The following is a 16,566-nucleotide window of genomic DNA, read 5'->3' as shown; positions in this document are numbered from 1 at the left end:
TCCCAGATCACCGGGAAGCCTTGCCCCTGCCTTCACCCAGCGCGACGGCCGTCGCCGGTGGACAGCTGAAAGGCGATCAGCGGACCAGGTAGCCGCGGAGGTCGTCCAGCACCCGGTCGGCGGCGGTGACGCCGAGGCCCAGGTACCAGGTCTCGTCCTTGACGTTCTTGGCGTGCCCCGCCTTGACCGCCTTGAGCTTCTTCCACAGCGGGTTGGACTCCGCCTGGTCCCGCTTGGTGGCCTTGGGGTCGCCGTAGACACCGGTGAAGATCCAGTCGGCGTCGGCCTCCTTGATCCGCTCCGGGCCGATCTCCGTGGCCAGGTCGTCGACCTGCTGGTTCTTGGGCCGGGGCAGGCCGACGTCCTGGAGGATCGTGCCGATGAAGGACGCCTTGGCGTAGAGCCGGGTGAACTCCGGCATGAAGCGCAGCATGGTGACGGTCGGCTTCTTCGGGCCGATGTCCTCGCCCAGCTTCCTCGCCTTCGTCTCGTACGCGTCGACCTTGCGCTTCGCCTCGGCGGTGCGGTCCAGGGCCGCCGCGTTGAGGAGGTAGTTCTCCTTCCAGGTGAAGCCGGGGCGGATGGAGAAGACGGTCGGGGCGATCTGCTTCAGCTCGTCGTACAGCGGCTCGGCGCGCAGCTTGCTGCCCAGGATCAGATCGGGGTGGAGGGCGTTGATGGCCTCCAGGTTGAGGTTGTTGATGGTGCCGACGTTCTTCGGGTTCCCGGCGGCCTTCTTGAGGTAGCCGGGGATGGCCTGGTCGCCCTCGGAGGGCGCGTAGCCGACCGGCTTGACGCCGAGCGAGACGACGTTGTCCAGCTCGCCGACGTCGAGCACCACGACCCGCTTCGGCTTGCTCTTGATCTCCGTCTTGCCCATGGCCTGGGTGATGGTGCGCGGGAACTGGCCGGGCTTCGCGTCGGTGCCCATCTTCGCGGTCTGCTCGGCGGCCTTGCCGAAGTCCTTGCCGCCCTGTGCGACGGACTTCCCGCCGCCGCCGTTGCCCTTGGCGCCGTCCTTGCCGCTGTCGGACGCGCCGCAGGCGGCGAGGGAGAGGGCCCCGGCCAGGGCGAGGGCGAGGGCGGCGCTGCCGCGGCGGTGTACGGACATCTTGCGCTCCAGGATCAAGGTATTCGGGCACTTAGGCGTGCCTTACTTTAATCGCACCGCGGGAGCCGCCACTTACAGCACATTCATCCGCGACCTCTCAGGCGAATCGGTCAACAGCCACACGTAAGGGTGGAGTCGACCCCTTATCGACCACCGGGAGGGGGTACGAAACCTACGTTCAGTGGCCGGAGGTGACTGAACGATGACCGCCTGTGCCTTCGACGCCGCCCTCACCACGGGAGTCAGCGCCCGGCCACGAGAAAGGTCCACGGATTTCACCATCACCCCGGACCGTTCGTACGGTGCGCGGCTCGCCCTCGGCGGCGACACCGGCTGCTGGTTCCCTGAGCGCTGGACGCTCGATGGGCCCGAGCCGTACGCCGTGCCGCTGCCGGGCGCCCAGCCCGAGGAGCCGGACAGCGAGGTGCTGCCGCTTTCCGACGGGCAGGTGCTGATCCACCGCCGGGTGGCCGGGCACCACGCCTTCTCGCTGCTCTACCCCACCGGCCCGGGCACGGGCGAGCGGGTCCTCGGCGGCATCGACCGCGCCGACGTCTCGCTGCTGCCGCCCGCGCCCGGCGGTACCTGCGCGTACGCCCTGGGGCGCGGCCCCCGCTCCACCTCCGTCTGGCTGATCCACGGCGGCGCCCGCGGGCTCCAGCACCTCACCGAAGTGCCCGGGCGCTGCACGGGCGGCGCCTGGCTGGACCGCATGGGCCGGCTGCTCGCCCTCGACCGCGAGCTGGAGGGCCGCACCAAGACCATCGTGGTGGACCTCGGGCGCGGCGGTGAGACCAGCCCGCTGCTCCAGATCACCGAGCGCAGCAACGACCGGTTGCTCCTCGCCGACCCCGACAGCGGTCTGCTGCTCGTACGGTCCGACGCGCCCGGCGACGAGCGGCTGGGGTGGGGCGTCCTGGGCAGCACCCTCCCGGTCCGCTTCCCGGACTGCCTCCGCCCGCCCGCCCAGGCGACGGCCGCGCCCTTCGCGATCCAGCCGGGGCAGATGCTGACGCCGGAGGCGTGCGCGGTCGCCTTCCGCATCGACGCCGCGGCGGGCGGGCGGCCGTGGGTGGGCGTCTGGCGGCCGTCCGAGCGGCGGTTGCGCCAGTTCTCGGCCCCGGAGGGGTGGCTGCCGGGGGCCGGTCTGTGGAGCCGGGACGGCGAGCTGTGGCTGCCGTACGCGACGCGGCAGGTGCCGTGCGGGCTGGCGCGGGTGTGGCTGCCGGAGGCAGCGGCGCCGCGGACGCCCGCCGGGCCGCGGGTGATCCGGCGGGCGCCCCGCGCCGCCGCCCGCCCGGTGGAGGCGACCGGCATCACGCCGTGGCGAAAGGTGGGCGACGGCGGCGCGGCCTCGGAGGCGGTCACCCACGCGGGCGCGGGCCCTCGCGCGGGTGCGGAAGCGGGCGCGAGCGCGGGCGTGAGCTTGCCCAGGGATGCGGGCTTACGCGCAGGCGCGGGCTCGGGCGGGATCGCGGGCGCGGGTGCGGGCCTGGGCCCGCATGCGAGTGCGGGCGCGGGTCTGGACGCAGGCGCCGGCTTGAGCGCAGGCGGGCGCTTGGGCGCGGGCATGAGCGTGGACACGGAGCCGGGCGTGGGCACCGGCCCGGGCACGGGCTTGCGCGCGGGCGGGCGCTTGGGGGCGGGTCCGGGCGCGGACCCCCGTGCGGGCTTGAGCGTCCGAGTGCGCTTGGGCACGGACGCGGGCGCGGGCGTGATCACGCGCGCGGGCGCGGGCGGGGCGCGAGGGGAGTCCGGCGTGGAGCCGTGGGCCGGGACGGGGTCCTGGCCCGGGGTCGAGCAGGAGACCGGGCAGGAACCCGAGCTGACCGTGGTCGCCCCGCGGCCCGTACCGCTCCAGCAGGCGCCTCTCGCCAGGTCACAGGAGCCCCGGCCACCCCGCTGGGTTCGCGATCACCGCCCTGGTTAGACTCGGTCGCTCGGGGCTGCGCAGCCGATTGGCACGGCGCATATCGACGTTGTGGCGGGCCCCTCGCGCAGAGTACGGAGCGAACTTACCGGGGTGACTTCCCACATGTCCGATACCCGAACCGACATGCCCCAGGCGCGCCCGCAGGAGGCTGCCGAGGCCAGTGCCACCGCAGGCCAGGGCAAGCACCGAGGTCCGCAGGCCGCGTCCGAGGAGCCGCAGGCCCCGGTGCACGGCCGCCACCGCCGCCCGAGGGAGAACGCCTCGTAGCGGCCGCCGGGACCGCAACATCCCACCCCTCCCTTTCCCACAGCAGTCGTTCACGGCTGTGGGAAAGGGAGGGGTGGGCGTCGTTAACCCCCGCCGTCGTTCACCCCCGCCGTCGTTCACCCCCGCTTCAGGCTCAGCACCTCCAGCGCCGCGAACCCCTCACCGCGCCGCTCGCCGAAATACGGCGTGAGCAGGCCGTCCAGCTCCTCGAAGCCGAAGACGTCCCCCGCCGCGTCCAGCTTCGCGGCCACCCTCGGCCGTTCCACGATCGCCACCATGCCCCCGTGGACCACGAACACCTGGCCGTTCACCCCCGTCGCCTGCGGCGAGGCGAGGTAGCCGACGAGCGGGGCCACATGGTCCGGGGACAGTGCGTCGGGGCGGCCGTCCTCGGCGAGCCCGGCGTCGGGGAAGACGTCCTCGGTCATCCGGGTGCGCGCCCGTGGGCAGATGACGTTCGCCGTCACGCCGTATTTGGCGAGCGCGCCCGCCGTGGAGAGCGTCAGGCCGACGATGCCGCCTTTCGCGGCCGCGTAGTTGGGCTGGCCGGGCGACCCGGCGAGGAAGGCCTCGGACGAGGTGTTCACGATGCGGCCGTGCACCGGCCCGCCCCCGGCGGCCTTGGAGCGGTCACGCCAGTGCGCGGCCGCGAAACGGGTGGTGTTGAAGTGGCCCTTGAGGTGGACGCGGATGACCGAGTCCCATTCGTCCTCGCTCATCGAGAAGACCATCCGGTCGCGGAGGATGCCCGCGTTGTTGACCAGGATGTCCAGCGCGCCGTACGTGTCGACCGCAAGCCCCACCAGCCCGCGCGCCGTGTCGAAGTCGGCCACGTCGCCACCGTGGGCCGTGGCCCGGCCGCCCGCCGCGCGGATCTCCTCGGCCACCTCCTCGGCGGGGCCGGATGACGCCTCGCCCGAGCCGTCGCGGCCGCCCTGCCCGTAGTCGTTGACGACGACGGCGGCGCCCAGTCGGCCCAGCTCCAGGGCCTCGGCGCGGCCGAGCCCGCGCCCGGCGCCGGTGACGATCGCGGTCTTCCCCGCCAGCGGACGCTTCCCGTCCCGGCTCAGATCTCGATGCATGTGCGCAGCGCCTCCCCCGTCCGCATCTGGTCGAGCGCGTCGTTGATCTCGCCGAGCCGCACCCGGTGGGTGATGAGCCCGGCGAGGTCGATGCGGCCCGCCCGCCACAGCGCGATGGTCCGTTCGTACGAGCGCAGCACATCGCCCCCGCCGTACAGGGACGGCAGGATCCGCTTCTCGTCGAAGAACAGCTCGAACATGCTGAGTTGGAGGAAGTCGTCCACCGCGCCCGCGCCGACGACGCACAGGGTGCCGCCGCGCCGTGTGATCTCGTACGCGCGGCGGGCGGTGGCGGACTTGCCGACGACCTCGAAGACGTAGTCGAAGCCCTCGCCCGCCGTGACGCTGTTCTTGACATCGTCGAGCCCGTCCGGGGCGACCGCCTCGGTGGCGCCGAAGCGCAGCGCCGCCTCGCGCCGGGAGGTGATGGGGTCGACGGCGACGATATGGGCCGCGCCCGCCGCCCGGGCGCCCTGCACGACGCTGATGCCCACCCCGCCGCAGCCGATGACGGCGACCGACGAACCGGCCTCCACCCGCGCCGTGTTGAGGGCCGCGCCGAGTCCGGTGGTCACCCCGCAGCCGATGAGGGCGGCGATGTCGTACGGGACGTCGTCGGGGATCGGCACTGCGCAGGACGCCGGGAGGACGACCTCCTCGGCGAAGGTGCCGGTCCCGGCCATGCCGAAGACCTGGTCGGCGCCGTCGCCCGCGCGCTTGAAGTTGGCCGTTCCGGCGTTCATGAACCCGGTCAGACACAGCTGGGTCTGGCCGCGCTTGCAGGACGGACAGCCGCCGCAGGCGGGCAGCCAGCACACCAGGACCCGGTCGCCGGGGTTCAGCCCGGTCACCCCGTCGCCGACCTCCACGATCTCCCCGGCGCCTTCGTGGCCGGGGACGAAGGGCACGGGCTGCGGCAGGACGCCGCTCATCGCGGAGAGGTCGGAGTGGCACAGCCCGGTGGCCCGGATGCGCAGCCGGACCTTGCCGGGGCCGAAGCCCACGGCCTCGATGTCGTCGAGGACTTCGAGCTTGTCCTGTCCCGTCTCGTGCAGTACGGCTGCGCGCACAGCGGCTCCTCTCGGATCAGGGAAGATCAGGGGGTACGGATGTGTCGGATCACGGGGTCAGGCGTGCTCCACGACCGTGTCGCCGAGGACGAGCGCGTCGTCCCGCTCGACGGCGCTCGCCGTCACCTGGACGCGCCCCTCGTCCCGCCACATCCGGATGCGCAGGGTCTCGCCCGGATACACCACCCCGGCGAAGCGCGTGGTGTACGAGCGCACCCGGGCGACGTCGCCGCCCAGCTCGGTGTCCACGACGGCCTTGAGGACCATGCCGTACGAGCACAGCCCGTGCAGGATCGGCTTCTCGAACCCCGCGACCTTGGCGAACCCGGGGTCGGCGTGCAACGGGTTCCAGTCCCCGGAGAGCCGGTAGAGCAGCGCCTGGTCCTCCCGGATGGCCCGCTCCACGGTGCGGTCGGGCTCGCGGGCGGGGGTCTCCAGCCGCTCGGAGGGGCCGCGCTCGCCGCCGAAGCCGCCCTCGCCGCGTACGAAGATGCGGCTGTCGCAGGTCCACAGCGGGCCGTCCGCGTCGGCCGCCTCGGTGCGCAGCACGATGACCGCGGCCTTGCCCTTGTCGTACACCGCCGCGACCCGGGACGTCTGGGTGGCGTCCCCGGTCACCGGGATCGGCCGGTGCACCTCGACGGTCTGGCCGCCGTGCAGGACGGCCGCGAGGTCGACGTCGATCCCCGGGCCGTTCAGCCCCCCGGCGAGCGCCATGCGGCCGCCCGCGACGGTGGCGAAGCTGGGCAGGACGTGCAGCTCGCTCTCCAGGGTGTAGCGCAGCTCATCGGGGTCGGCGGCCGGGATTCCGGCGCCGATGCCCAGGTGGTAGAGCTGGATGTCCTTGTGTCCCCAGGCGAGGGCGGTGTTCCGGGGCTCGGCCGAGACGGCCTCGGCGGCGTCGATGGGCATAGGCGGCAGCACTCCTTGGCGGGAGGGGCGGAAGCCCCCGGGCTGGCGGGAAGACCCCGGCCCGCCCGTCCGCACCGTCGGCCGCGCCGGGGTCGTCACTGGTCGGCAGGGCCGCGCCGCGTTTAGAACGCGTTCTAGCCGATGGCACCCATGTATAGCCCAATCCCCCTGGAGGGGGAAGACTGCTGACGGGCCGTCAGTTACGCGCCCCGTGCCCGCCCGAACGCCGCGTACGCAGCGCGCCAGGAAGACGCCCGGCCAAGGCCCTTCGTCACCGGCCCCCGGGACAAATGTCACGGCCATCCCCCGACATCCGCATCTGCCCGGATCACCCCGGCTTCCGTAAGGTCGGACCCATGTACGCCACCGCCGCGAATATCGAGGAGCTCAAGCCGCCGGGCCGCAAGGCCTTCACCCCCTGGCTCCTCATCATCACCGGGGACGTACGGGACCTCTTCGACGGCGGGACACCGCTGCCCTGGCTCGGCGGTATCGGTGTGCTGGCCTTCATCGCGCTCTACGCCACCGCCATCTCCACCGGTCTCGACCCGCGGCGCCGCCACACCCGGACCCCGCTCCTCCTGCTCGCCGGGCTGGCCGTGGTCACCTTCGCGCTGGGCATCGGCTACGCCGGGGACTGGCTGCTGTGCTTCCCGCTGCTGTCCCTGGCCACCGGGGTCGTGCTCCGGGGCCGCCGGCATCTGGGGCGCGTCATCCTCACCTTCGCCGGGTCCGCCGGGATCATCGCGGGTCTGCGCGGCGGCCCCTCGGACTCGTTGACGGTCGGATACGGCACCGTCCTCTCCGGTCTGGTGACGGCAGCGGTCCTCACCCTCTTCGAGACCGTCGCCCAGCTCCGCGCGACCCGCCAGGAGCTGGCCCGCACGGCGGTGGAGAAGGAGCGGCTGCGCTTCTCCCGCGATCTGCACGACCTCCTCGGGCACACCCTGTCGGTCGTCGTGGTCAAGGCGGAGGCCGTACGGCGGCTCGCCCCGCGCGACCTGGAGGCCGCGCTGGGCCAGGCCGCGGACATCGAGGCGGTCGGCCGCCAGGCCCTGACCGAGATCCGCGAGGCCGTCACCGGCTATCGCGAGGGCAGCCTCGACACCGAACTGGACCGGGCCCGCTCGGTGCTCGACGCCTCCGGCATCGAGGCCGGCGTCCACCGCTCCGGGCCGCCGCTGTCGCCGCAGGCGGAGGCGCTGCTCGGCTGGGTGGTGCGGGAGGGCGTCACCAATGTGGTGCGGCACAGCGGCGCGGCCCGCTGCGAGATCGACGTCCGCGGGGACATCGACCGGGTACGGCTGGTGATCGCCGACAACGGGCACGGCGGCTCCCCTCCGGCCGGGGAGGACGGCAGCGGCGGGGTGACGAAAGTCGGCGGTACGGGCCTCAAGGGGCTGACCGAGCGGCTGGCCGCGGCGGGCGGTTCGCTGACGTCCGGCCCCGACGGCCGCCGGGGCTTCCGGCTCGTCGCCGAACTGCCGGTGGATACGGAGGGTCCGATGGAGACCACGGAGCCCGGGCAGGGCCCGCAGAACAAGGGGGTCCGCACGGCGTGATCAAGCTGTTGCTCGCCGAGGACCAGGGAATGATGCGGGGCGCGCTGGCCCTGCTGCTCGGCCTGGAGGAGGACTTCGAGATCGTCGCGCAGGTCGGTGACGGCGACGAGATCGTGCCGCGCGCGCTGGAGACCGCACCCGATGTCGCGCTGCTGGACATCGAACTGCCGGGCCGCAGCGGGCTGGACGCCGCCGCCGAGCTGCGCCGGACGCTGCCGGACTGCCAGGTGCTGATCCTCACCACCTTCGGCCGCCCCGGCTATCTGCGCCGGGCGATGGAGGCGGGGGCCGCCGGTTTCCTGGTCAAGGACGGGCCGGTGGAGGAGCTGGCGGTGGCGATCCGCCGGGTGCTGGCGGGTGAGCGCGTCATCGACCCGGGCCTGGCGGCGGCCGCGCTCAGCGCGGGCCCCAATCCGCTGACCCAGCGCGAGCGCGATGTGCTGTCGGCGGCGGTGGACGGCGCCACGGTGGCCGACATCGCGGCCAAGGTGCACCTCTCCCCCGCCACCGTGCGCAACTACCTCTCCTCCGCCATCGGCAAGACCCAGACCCGCAACCGCATGGAGGCAGTCCGGGCCGCCCGCCAGAACGGCTGGCTGTGACCGGCCCTACCCGTCCGCACGTGCCGCGGCCGGGGTACGCGGCAGGGCGACGGCCATCAGCACCACCGCCGTCGCGATGATCCCCGTGGCCACGACGAACGCGTGGCCATACCCGGCGGCCAGCGCCTCCGGCCCGGCCCCGCCACGGGCCGCGATCCGCTCGGCCGCGACCGTCGCCAGCACGGTCAGGCCCAGCGCGCCGCCGATCTGCCGCGAGGTGTTGACCAGCCCCGACACCAGCCCGGCCTCGGCCGGGGTGGCGCCCGAGGTGGCGGCGGTGGCCAGCGGGGTCATCATCAGCCCGGACCCGAGCGACATGACGATCGCGGGGCCCAGCACCGTACCGGCGAAGGTGCCGTCCGCGTCCATGCGGCTCTGCCACGCGTAGCCGACGACCGCCAGCGATCCGCCCGCGATCGCCAGCAGCTTTCCATCCAGCCAAGCCATCAGCCGGGGGGCGAGCTTCGAGCCGAGGATGATCGACATGGTGTGCGGAAGGAAGGCGAGACCGGCCTTGACCGGGCTGTAGTGCAACACGTTCTGCAAGTAGAGCGACATGAAGTACCACATGGCGAACATGCCGCCGCCGCACACCACCATCACCGCGTTCGCCGCCGTGACCGCCCGGATCCGGAACAGCCGCAGCGGCATCAGCGGTTCCGCCGTACGCGCCTCGACGGCCACGAAGACCGCGAGCAGCGCCAGCCCGGCGAGCAGCGGCCCGAGCGAGGCGGCGGCGCCCCAGCCGTACGGCTCGGTCTGCACGATGCCGTACGCGAGCGCCGCGACGCCCGCCGTGACCAGCACCGCGCCCGGGACGTCGAGCCGTCGCGCCACCCCGGAGCGGCCCTCGGTCAGCCACCCCGCCGCGGCCACCAGCACCACCACGCCCACCGGCACGTTGACCAGCAGCACCCAGCGCCAGGACAGATACTCGGTGAGCAGCCCGCCGACCAGTCCGCCCGCCGCGCCCCCGCCCGCGCCGACCGCCGTCCAGGTGCCGATGGCGCGGGTGCGGGCGGCGCCGTGCGGGAAGGCGGTGGTGAGGATGGTGAGCGTGGCCGGTGAGAGCACCGCCGCGCCCAGGCCCTGCAGGGCGCGGGCCGCGATCAGTTGCCAGGGCTGCTGGGCGACGCCGCCCGCCAGGCTGGCGGCGGTGAACAGCCCGAGCCCGGTGAGAAAGACCCGCTTGCGGCCGAAGAGGTCGGCCGCGCGCCCGCCGAGCAGCAGGAACCCGGCGAAGGTGAGCGCGTAGGCGTTGACCACCCACTGCAGCGCGGTCTCGCCGAGCCCCAGGTCCGTGCGCACGGACGGCAAGGCGACGTTGACCACCGATACGTCGAGGACCACCACGAACTGTCCGGCACACGCGGCCAGCAGCACCGCCCAGACCGGCGGCGAGGCGCGCGGCGGGCGCGAGGCGGGGTCGGTGGCGGAGGGGATGGCACGCGGAGGCGGAGTCGGGGTGGCCATGGCGGTGATGCTCGCACCCCGGGCCCGCCCCCCGCATCGGCATTTCTGCGCATTCGCGCGGGTCGATGGACCTAGGCCTGGTCCCGGCCTCAATCGCGGGGCAGGCCGAGCAGCCGTTCCGCGACGACGTTCAGCTGCACCTGGGTCGTACCGCCCGCGATGGTCAGACAGCGCGACATCAGGAAGCCGTGCAGGGCCCGTTCGCCCGCGCCCTCGCGCACCGCGCCGCCGGGGCCCAGCAGTTCCAGGGCGAGTTCGGCGACCTTCTGCTGGTGGGCGGTCTGGACGAGCTTGCGGACACTCGCGCCCGCGCCCGGCTCCACCCCGGACACCTGGCGCAGGGTGGTGCGCAGCCCGATGCAGGCGAGGGCGTGGGCCTCGGCCATCAGCCCGCCGACGCGCTCACACAGCACGCCGTCCGAGGCGACCGCGGTGTGGGCGATCAGCGCCTCCAGGCCGGTGTCGAAGGTCAGCTGGTCGGCCATGTGGACGCGTTCGTTGCCGAGGGTGTTGCGGGCGACCGCCCAGCCCGCGTCCACCTCGCCCACCACCGCGTCCGGTGGGAGCAGCACATCGTCGAGGAACACCTCGTTGAAGAGGGAGTCCCCGGTGATCTCCCGCAGCGGGCGGATGGTGATCCCGGCCGTCCGCTTCATGTCGACCAGGAAGTAGCCGAGCCCCTTGTGCTTGGGTGCCTCGGGGTTCGTACGGGCCAGCAGGATGCCGTAGTCCGCCGACCGGGCCCCCGACGTCCACACCTTCTGCCCGTTGACCCGCCACCAGCCCTCGGCCGCGCGCTCGGCCCGGGTGCGCAGCGCGGCGAGGTCGGAGCCCGCTTCGGGCTCGGAGAACAGCTGGCACCAGCGCAGTTCGCCGCGCAGCGTCGGCAGCAGGAAGCGCTCGCGCTGGGCGTCCGTGCCGTACGCGATGAGCGAGGGCACCACCCAGGTGGCGACGCCCAGATCGCTGAGGGCCACGCCCGCGTCGCGCAGCTCGCGCGCGATGGCGAGCTGCCGCAGGGGGCTCGCGCCGAGGCCGTACGGGGGTGGCAGATGCGGTGCGGCGTACCCGGTGGGCGCGAGGGCGCGCCGGGCGGCGCCCGGGTCCAGCCCGCGCGCCGTGGCGATGACGGCGCGGGCGTCGCGGCGGTGGGCCTCGGCCTCGGGCGGGAGGTCGAGCCGCAGTTCGCGGCGGGCGCCGGTGGCGGCGAGGCGGGCGGCGCGCGACCGGTGGTGGGCGCCGGTGCCGAGCAGCGCGCGGGCCGCCGTGGCGCGGCGCAGATGGAGGTGAGCGTCGTGTTCCCAGGTGAAGCCGAGGCCGCCGAGGATCTGGACGCAGTCCTTGGCGCAGCCGTACGCGGCGTCGAGCGCGGTGGCGGCGGCGAGCGAGGCGGTGAGGCCGCGCGCGTTTCCGTCGGTGTCGTCCGCTGCCCGGGCCGCGTCCCAGGCGAGGGCGCGGGCCTGCTCGACGCGGACGAGCATGTCGGCGCACAGGTGCTTCACGGCCTGGAACTGCCCGATCGGCCGCCCGAACTGCTCCCGCACCCGGGCGTGCCCGACCGCCGTCTCCAGCGCCCGGCCCGCGGTGCCGCACGCCTCGGCGGCGAGCAGGACGGACGCCAGGTCCGTCGCCAGCGCGGGGTCGACGTCCAGCACCCGGGCCCGGGGTACGGCCACGCCGGAGGCGCGTACCTCGGCGGTCGGGCGGGTGGGGTCTGCGCTGTCGTGGACGCGGAGGGTGAGGTCGGCGCCGTCCACGGCCAGCCAGACGGTCGCCGGGCCCCGGGCCGCGGCGAGGACGATCACATCGGCGTCCGCCGCGCCCAGGACCGGCGGCGCGCATCCGTCGAGGACCAGTCCGCCGTCCGGGCCCGGCGCGGCGGTGAGCGATCCGGCGCCGAACGCGACGGCGCCGGTGCGGCTGCCGTCGGCGAGGCCCGCGACCAGTTCGTCCCGGCCGGCCCGGTGCAGCACGGCGGAGGCCAGCACGGTGGGCAGATACGGCCCGGGCAGCACCGCCCGCCCGGTCTCCTCCAGGACGACGGCGAGGTCGACCAGTCCCCCGCCGCCTCCGCCCCGCTCCTCCGGCAGATGCGGCCCGAGCAGGCCCTGCGCGGCCAGCCCGGGCCAGTAGGCGGCCCGTTCGCCGCCACCGGGCGCGGCGTCGAGCACCTTGCGCACCGCCTCCGGCGGCACCGCCCGGCCCAGCCACCCCCGCACCGCACGCGCCAGTTCCTCTTGGTCTTCCGTGACCGCGATGCCCATGGGCGGATAGTAGAACCTGTTGCAATCTGACGGAAGGTCAGGTGCGCGCCGGGGCCATTCCCCCACCCCGCCCCTTCCCGGCCTTCACCGATTCACGGGCACCGGACCCGCCGGTCTGTGGGCAATCGTCCCGCGGGGCGGGACGGGTGGGCACAAACCGTCCACCGGCCCGCACCCGGCAACGAAACCCCGGCCCCCATACGGCAGGATGACACCGTGACCCGACCCGCCACCGCAGTCCTCGACGCCTTCGAAGCGGCCAAGGGCTTCATGCCCACCGACGAGGGCCTGGCCCTCCACGCGGCCGCCACCGACGCCGCCGGGCGCCTGGGCCTGCCGCTGCTCGAAGTGGGCACGTACTGCGGCCGCTCCACGATCCTCCTCGCCGACGCCGCACGCGCGACCGGCACGGTCGCCGTCACCGTCGACCACCACCGCGGCTCCGAGGAGCAGCAGCCCGGCTGGGAGTACCACGATCCGGAGGTCGTCGACCCCGAGGTCGGCCGGATGGACACGCTGCCCACCTTCCGCCGCACCCTGCACACCGCGGGCCTCGAAGATCACGTCATCGCCGCCGTCGGCCGGTCCCCGCAGGTCGCCGCGGTATGGGGGAAGCCACTGGGACTCGTGTTCATCGACGGCGGGCACACCGACGAGCACGCCGCCGCCGACTACGAGGGCTGGGCGCCCCACGTGGCGCCCGACGGACTCCTGGTCATCCACGACGTGTTCCCCGACCCGGCCGACGGCGGGCAGGCCCCGTACCGGATCTACCGCCGCGCCCTCGCCTCCGGCGCGTTCACCGAGGTCTCCGCGACCCGCTCGCTGCGCGTGCTGCGCCGTACCGGGACCGGTACCGGGACCACCCCGTCCGCCTGACCCGCAGCCGCTACCATCGCCGACGTGTCGAAAGGCAGCTTCCCCTCCGCGTCCGGCCGCCGCGGCGGCACCCTCGCCCTCGTGCTGGCCGCCCTGGCACCCGTCTGCCTCGGCGGCTGGCTGGTGTGGGACACCATGGGGTCAGGGCAGAACAACGGCGGCGGCGCACCGGCCTCCTCCCTTCCGACCGTTTCGTCCACCTCATCCCCGCTGCCTCCCCAGCCACCGTCGGCCTCGCCCAAGAACGAGACCGACGGCAAGTCGCTCACCGGCAAGGTCGTGGTGCTCGATCCCGGCCACAATCCGGACAACCGCGATCACACCTCCGAGATCGCCCGCCGCGTCGACATCGGCACCAACAAGAAGGAGTGCGACACCACCGGCACGGCCACCGACGCCGGATACTCCGAGGCGGCCTTCACCCTCGACGTCTCCCGCCGCGCCCGCGCCCTGCTCGAAGCGCGCGGTGCGACGGTGAAGTTCACGCAGGACGGTGACCGCTCGTACGGGCCGTGCGTGGACGAGCGCGCGCGGATCGGGAACAGCGCGCACGCCGACGCCGTGGTGTCCGTCCACGCGGACGGCGCCCCCGCCGGGGATCGCGGCTTCCACGTCATCCTCCCCAAGTCCGTACGCGGCGGCGGCGCCGACACCTCGAACATCGCCGCGCCCTCCCGGCTGCTCGGCGAACGGGTGCGCAGTGAATTCATGGATGCCACCGGCAGTGCGCCCGCCGACTACATCGGTGACGGCAGCGGGTTGAATGTCCGCGGCGATCTCGGCGGTCTCAATCTCTCCACCGTTCCGAAAGTGTTCATCGAGTGCGGCAATATGCGCGACCCGAAAGACGCGTCGGAACTGACCGATCCGAAGTGGCGTGAGCGCGCGGCCCTCGGCATCGCGCAGGGCATTACGGACTTCTTGAACCGCTAAGTCTCCAACAACCGAACGCGAGGTCACGACCGGGATACCGATGCCCCACCCCCGGTCTCAGCAGCTTGATTCCCCCGTACGATGGGTCCACCCCCGACGCCTTCGCGCCACCGCGCCTGGCGGCAGCATTCCGCATACAAGAAAACGACAAAGGACTCACGTTGAACATCCGCTCGCTCACTCGAGGCGACGGCGTGGTGATCGGAGCAGCGGTGTTGCTCTTCATCGCCTCCTTCCTCGACTTCTACTCGGCCGATTGTGACGGCGCGTACTGCACCGACATGCCGAATGGCTGGGACACGGACTTGCTCCTGGTCGTCCTTCCGTCGGTGTTCCTGATCGGGCTGATCGGCGCGGGGCTGGTCATCGCGGGGCGGTTCCAGCCCGAGAGCCGTAAGGTCAGCGGGCTCACCCTCGACCAGTGGGGCGCCGGTTTCGTCGTGGTCGCCGCCTGGGACTCGCTGTGGTCGCTCATGGTCACGCCGGACAAGCTCAGCCCCGGTGTCGGCGCCATTCTCGCGCTGGTGGCGACCCTCGCCAGTGCCGCGGCGGTCATCGCGACCCCGCGCGTCCCGGCCCTCAAGGCGCCGCTGATGAACGCCTCCGCTCCGGCGGCCCCGTCCCCGTACGGCGCACAGGCCCCGTACGGCGCACAGGCCCCGCAGCCGGGCTACGGCTACCCGGGCCCGGGCGGCGCCCAGCCCGGTCAGCCGCAGGGCGGCCCCGGTCAGCCCTCCTTCGGCGGTCAGCCGGGCCAGCCGGCCCCGGCCCCGGCCCCGGCGGCGGGCGGCTCCGACTTCGCGCCGTTCTGGTTCGCGGTGCCGGTGACCCGGCCGCTGTACGCCGAGGACGGCTCGTCCGGCACGATCGCCGAACTGGCCCCGGGCACCTGGTACCTGGCCGTCGAGCAGCGCGGGCAGGCGCTCGTCGCGCAGACCCAGGACGGGCGGCGTGGCGTACTCCAGGACACCACCGGGATCCAGCGCGGCTGAGCTCCCCATGACACGGCCCCTCGCCCACTACCGGGCGAGGGGCCGTCCGCTTTCCCGCCCGTTGCCATGTGTGCACCCGGGCCGTACAGTCCAGGCGGCAAGCGACCTGACGTGACGTCAGAGAGGGGTTGTCATGCGGCTCGGCCTGGCGCTCGGCTACTGGGGCCGCGGCCCCGACCCCCGCCATCTGGAGCTCGCCCGGCAGGCCGAGCGGTTGGGCTATCACTCCGTCTGGACCGCCGAATCCTGGGGCTCGGACGCCTTCACCCCGCTCACCTGGATCGCCGCCCACACCTCCCGTATCAAGCTCGGCACGGCGATCGCGCAGATGGCCGCGCGCACCCCCACCGCCACCGCGATGCAGGCGCTCACCCTCGACCACCTCTCCGGCGGGCGCGTGATGCTCGGCCTCGGCCTGTCGGGGCCACAGGTCGTGGAGGGCTGGTACGGGCGGCCGTTCCCCGCGAGCCCGCTCACCGCCACCCGGGAGTACGTCGACGTCATCCGGCAAGTGCTGCGCCGCGAGGCGCCCGTACGGCTCGACGGGCGCTATCACGCGCATCCGTACGCCGGACCGGACGCCACCGGCCTCGGCAAACCCCTGAGGCCCATCGTCCACCCGCTGCGCCCCCACCTCCCGGTGCTGCTCGGCGCCGAGGGGCCGAAGAACATCGCCCAGACCGTGCGCATCGCCGACGGCTGGCTGCCGCTGTACTGGTCGCCGCGGCGGACCCCGCTGTACGAGGCGGCCCTCGCCACCGCGCCCGACGGCTTCATGGTGGCGCCGATGGCCCAGGCGCGGGTGTGCGACGACATCGCGGAGGGACTGCTGCCGGTGAAGGCGATGCTCGGCTTCTACATCGGCGGCATGGGCCACGCGGCCCGCAACTTCCACGCCGATCTGATGGCCCGCATGGGCTACGAGGACGAGGCGCGCCGGGTCCAGGAGCTGTTCCTCGCGGGCCGCCGCGACGAGGCGATCGCGGCGGTGCCGGACGCCTTCGCCGACGAGGTGTCCCTGATCGGCCCGCGCGGACGCATCGCGGAGCGGCTGGAGCTGTGGCGCGAGGGCCCGGTGACGGATCTGCTGGTGATCGCGCCGGACGAACGGACGCTGCGGGTGCTGGCGAAACTGGCCGGGTAGGTGGTTTGGCTCCGCACGGCGGGGCAACACGTCCGGACATGTCCCGAAGTTATCGCTACGGAAACAATCAGGCGGCGACCGTCGTGATGGTCGTCGCGGACATCACCGCCGTGATCCTCGGCCTGTGGATCCTCTTCGCCCTTCTGGACGCCAACCCCGCCAACGACCTCGTGACCGTGGTCCGCGACGCGGCGGGCTGGCTCGCGGGCTGGTCCCACGACCTGTTCACGATGGACACGGACTGGCTGCGGACGGTCCTCAACTACGGGCTGCCCGCCGTGGTGTACCTGTTCATCGGGCACGCCGTGGCCGGCCGCATCCGCCGCGGCTGAGGACCCGTAC

The 16,566-nt window shown here is 73.6% G+C and carries 14 protein-coding genes and 1 pseudogene; 9 read left to right on the top strand and 6 right to left on the bottom strand.

Going from position 1 to position 16,566, the window contains the following annotated elements; all coding sequences use genetic code 11:
* Window positions 1-76: 76 nt before the first annotated feature.
* Window positions 77-1,111, bottom strand: a complete 1,035-nt coding sequence (locus tag ACFZCY_RS06385; RefSeq protein WP_391169890.1) for an ABC transporter substrate-binding protein — start codon at window positions 1,109-1,111, stop codon at window positions 77-79.
* Between the two features lie 202 nt (window positions 1,112-1,313).
* On the opposite strand from ACFZCY_RS06385, the pseudogene ACFZCY_RS06380 reads away from it, so the two are divergent.
* Both ACFZCY_RS06380 and ACFZCY_RS06375 read left to right on the top strand, forming a co-directional pair.
* Window positions 1,314-2,522: pseudogene (locus ACFZCY_RS06380) on the top strand (hypothetical protein); the annotation flags it as partial.
* Between the two features lie 624 nt (window positions 2,523-3,146).
* Window positions 3,147-3,311 carry a hypothetical protein gene (locus ACFZCY_RS06375; RefSeq protein ID WP_391169889.1) on the top strand — a complete coding sequence of 55 codons (165 nt, stop codon included), beginning with the start codon at window positions 3,147-3,149 and terminating at the stop codon, window positions 3,309-3,311.
* A gap of 116 nt (window positions 3,312-3,427) precedes the next feature.
* On the opposite strand, the gene ACFZCY_RS06370 is transcribed toward ACFZCY_RS06375, so the two are convergent.
* Genes ACFZCY_RS06370 through ACFZCY_RS06360 form a run of 3 tightly spaced genes read right to left on the bottom strand, consistent with a single transcriptional unit; the run spans window position 3,428 to window position 6,375 of the window.
* The gene (locus tag ACFZCY_RS06370) at window positions 3,428-4,393 is read right to left on the bottom strand and encodes a 3-oxoacyl-ACP reductase (protein WP_391169888.1); all 966 of its coding nucleotides are present in this window, start codon (window positions 4,391-4,393) and stop codon (window positions 3,428-3,430) included.
* Window positions 4,378-5,463: an alcohol dehydrogenase catalytic domain-containing protein gene (locus tag ACFZCY_RS06365; protein WP_391169887.1), complete on the bottom strand. Its 1,086-nt coding sequence runs from the start codon at window positions 5,461-5,463 to the stop codon at window positions 4,378-4,380. The genes ACFZCY_RS06370 and ACFZCY_RS06365 overlap by 16 nt, the downstream gene beginning before the upstream one ends.
* A 57-nt stretch (window positions 5,464-5,520) precedes the next feature.
* Window positions 5,521-6,375, bottom strand: a complete 855-nt coding sequence (locus ACFZCY_RS06360) for a MaoC/PaaZ C-terminal domain-containing protein (RefSeq protein WP_391169886.1) — start codon at window positions 6,373-6,375, stop codon at window positions 5,521-5,523.
* A 356-nt stretch (window positions 6,376-6,731) separates the two neighbouring features.
* Between ACFZCY_RS06360 and ACFZCY_RS06355 the strand changes: the two genes are divergently transcribed.
* On the top strand, window positions 6,732-7,937 hold the full coding sequence (locus ACFZCY_RS06355) for a histidine kinase (RefSeq protein ID WP_391169885.1): 1,206 nt from the start codon (window positions 6,732-6,734) through the stop codon (window positions 7,935-7,937).
* Window positions 7,934-8,539 (top strand): response regulator, encoded by a 606-nt coding sequence (locus tag ACFZCY_RS06350; RefSeq protein WP_391169884.1) that lies wholly within the window; start codon window positions 7,934-7,936, stop codon window positions 8,537-8,539. The genes ACFZCY_RS06355 and ACFZCY_RS06350 overlap by 4 nt, the downstream gene beginning before the upstream one ends.
* A 6-nt stretch (window positions 8,540-8,545) precedes the next feature.
* Here ACFZCY_RS06350 and ACFZCY_RS06345 read toward each other — a convergent pair whose 3' ends face one another.
* Both ACFZCY_RS06345 and ACFZCY_RS06340 read right to left on the bottom strand, forming a co-directional pair.
* Window positions 8,546-10,012, bottom strand: coding sequence for a DHA2 family efflux MFS transporter permease subunit (locus ACFZCY_RS06345; protein WP_391169883.1), 1,467 nt, complete (start codon window positions 10,010-10,012; stop codon window positions 8,546-8,548).
* A gap of 89 nt (window positions 10,013-10,101) precedes the next feature.
* Entirely contained in the window at window positions 10,102-12,276 is a 2,175-nt protein-coding gene (locus tag ACFZCY_RS06340) for an acyl-CoA dehydrogenase family protein (protein ID WP_391169882.1), read from the bottom strand.
* Window positions 12,277-12,546: 270 nt separating this feature from the next.
* Here ACFZCY_RS06340 and ACFZCY_RS06335 point away from each other — a divergent pair, with 270 nt between their 5' ends.
* The 5 genes from ACFZCY_RS06335 to ACFZCY_RS06315 all read left to right on the top strand — a co-directional run bounded on the left by ACFZCY_RS06335 (window position 12,547) and on the right by ACFZCY_RS06315 (window position 16,556).
* On the top strand, window positions 12,547-13,155 hold the full coding sequence (locus ACFZCY_RS06335) for a class I SAM-dependent methyltransferase (RefSeq protein WP_391170376.1): 609 nt from the start codon (window positions 12,547-12,549) through the stop codon (window positions 13,153-13,155).
* Window positions 13,156-13,179: 24 nt separating this feature from the next.
* Window positions 13,180-14,088: an N-acetylmuramoyl-L-alanine amidase gene (locus tag ACFZCY_RS06330; RefSeq protein WP_391169881.1), complete on the top strand. Its 909-nt coding sequence runs from the start codon at window positions 13,180-13,182 to the stop codon at window positions 14,086-14,088.
* A gap of 161 nt (window positions 14,089-14,249) precedes the next feature.
* Entirely contained in the window at window positions 14,250-15,080 is an 831-nt protein-coding gene (locus tag ACFZCY_RS06325) for a hypothetical protein (RefSeq protein WP_391169880.1), read from the top strand.
* A 133-nt stretch (window positions 15,081-15,213) separates the two neighbouring features.
* Window positions 15,214-16,224, top strand: coding sequence for an LLM class F420-dependent oxidoreductase (locus tag ACFZCY_RS06320; RefSeq protein ID WP_391169879.1), 1,011 nt, complete (start codon window positions 15,214-15,216; stop codon window positions 16,222-16,224).
* Window positions 16,225-16,262: 38 nt separating this feature from the next.
* Window positions 16,263-16,556: a hypothetical protein gene (locus ACFZCY_RS06315; RefSeq protein ID WP_063735096.1), complete on the top strand. Its 294-nt coding sequence runs from the start codon at window positions 16,263-16,265 to the stop codon at window positions 16,554-16,556.
* The last annotated feature ends 10 nt before the right edge of the window (window positions 16,557-16,566 follow it).

The sequence above is a fragment of the Streptomyces sp. NPDC007983 genome (assembly GCF_042958345.1).
Classification (GTDB): domain Bacteria; phylum Actinomycetota; class Actinomycetes; order Streptomycetales; family Streptomycetaceae; genus Streptomyces.
Note: the sequence above shows the minus strand (reverse complement) of the source record. Positions and strands in the feature narration are given on the sequence as shown.

Coding starts and splice junctions, on each gene's coding strand:
- ACFZCY_RS06355 (WP_391169885.1), top strand. CDS start 6,732: ATGTACGCCACCGCCGCGAATATCGAGGAGCTCAAGCCGCCGGGCCGC.
- ACFZCY_RS06315 (WP_063735096.1), top strand. CDS start 16,263: ATGTCCCGAAGTTATCGCTACGGAAACAATCAGGCGGCGACCGTCGTG.
- ACFZCY_RS06320 (WP_391169879.1), top strand. CDS start 15,214: ATGCGGCTCGGCCTGGCGCTCGGCTACTGGGGCCGCGGCCCCGACCCC.
- ACFZCY_RS06385 (WP_391169890.1), bottom strand. CDS start 1,111: ATGTCCGTACACCGCCGCGGCAGCGCCGCCCTCGCCCTCGCCCTGGCC.
- ACFZCY_RS06360 (WP_391169886.1), bottom strand. CDS start 6,375: ATGCCCATCGACGCCGCCGAGGCCGTCTCGGCCGAGCCCCGGAACACC.
- ACFZCY_RS06345 (WP_391169883.1), bottom strand. CDS start 10,012: ATGGCCACCCCGACTCCGCCTCCGCGTGCCATCCCCTCCGCCACCGAC.
- ACFZCY_RS06340 (WP_391169882.1), bottom strand. CDS start 12,276: ATGGGCATCGCGGTCACGGAAGACCAAGAGGAACTGGCGCGTGCGGTG.
- ACFZCY_RS06375 (WP_391169889.1), top strand. CDS start 3,147: ATGTCCGATACCCGAACCGACATGCCCCAGGCGCGCCCGCAGGAGGCT.
- ACFZCY_RS06335 (WP_391170376.1), top strand. CDS start 12,547: ATGCCCACCGACGAGGGCCTGGCCCTCCACGCGGCCGCCACCGACGCC.
- ACFZCY_RS06370 (WP_391169888.1), bottom strand. CDS start 4,393: ATGCATCGAGATCTGAGCCGGGACGGGAAGCGTCCGCTGGCGGGGAAG.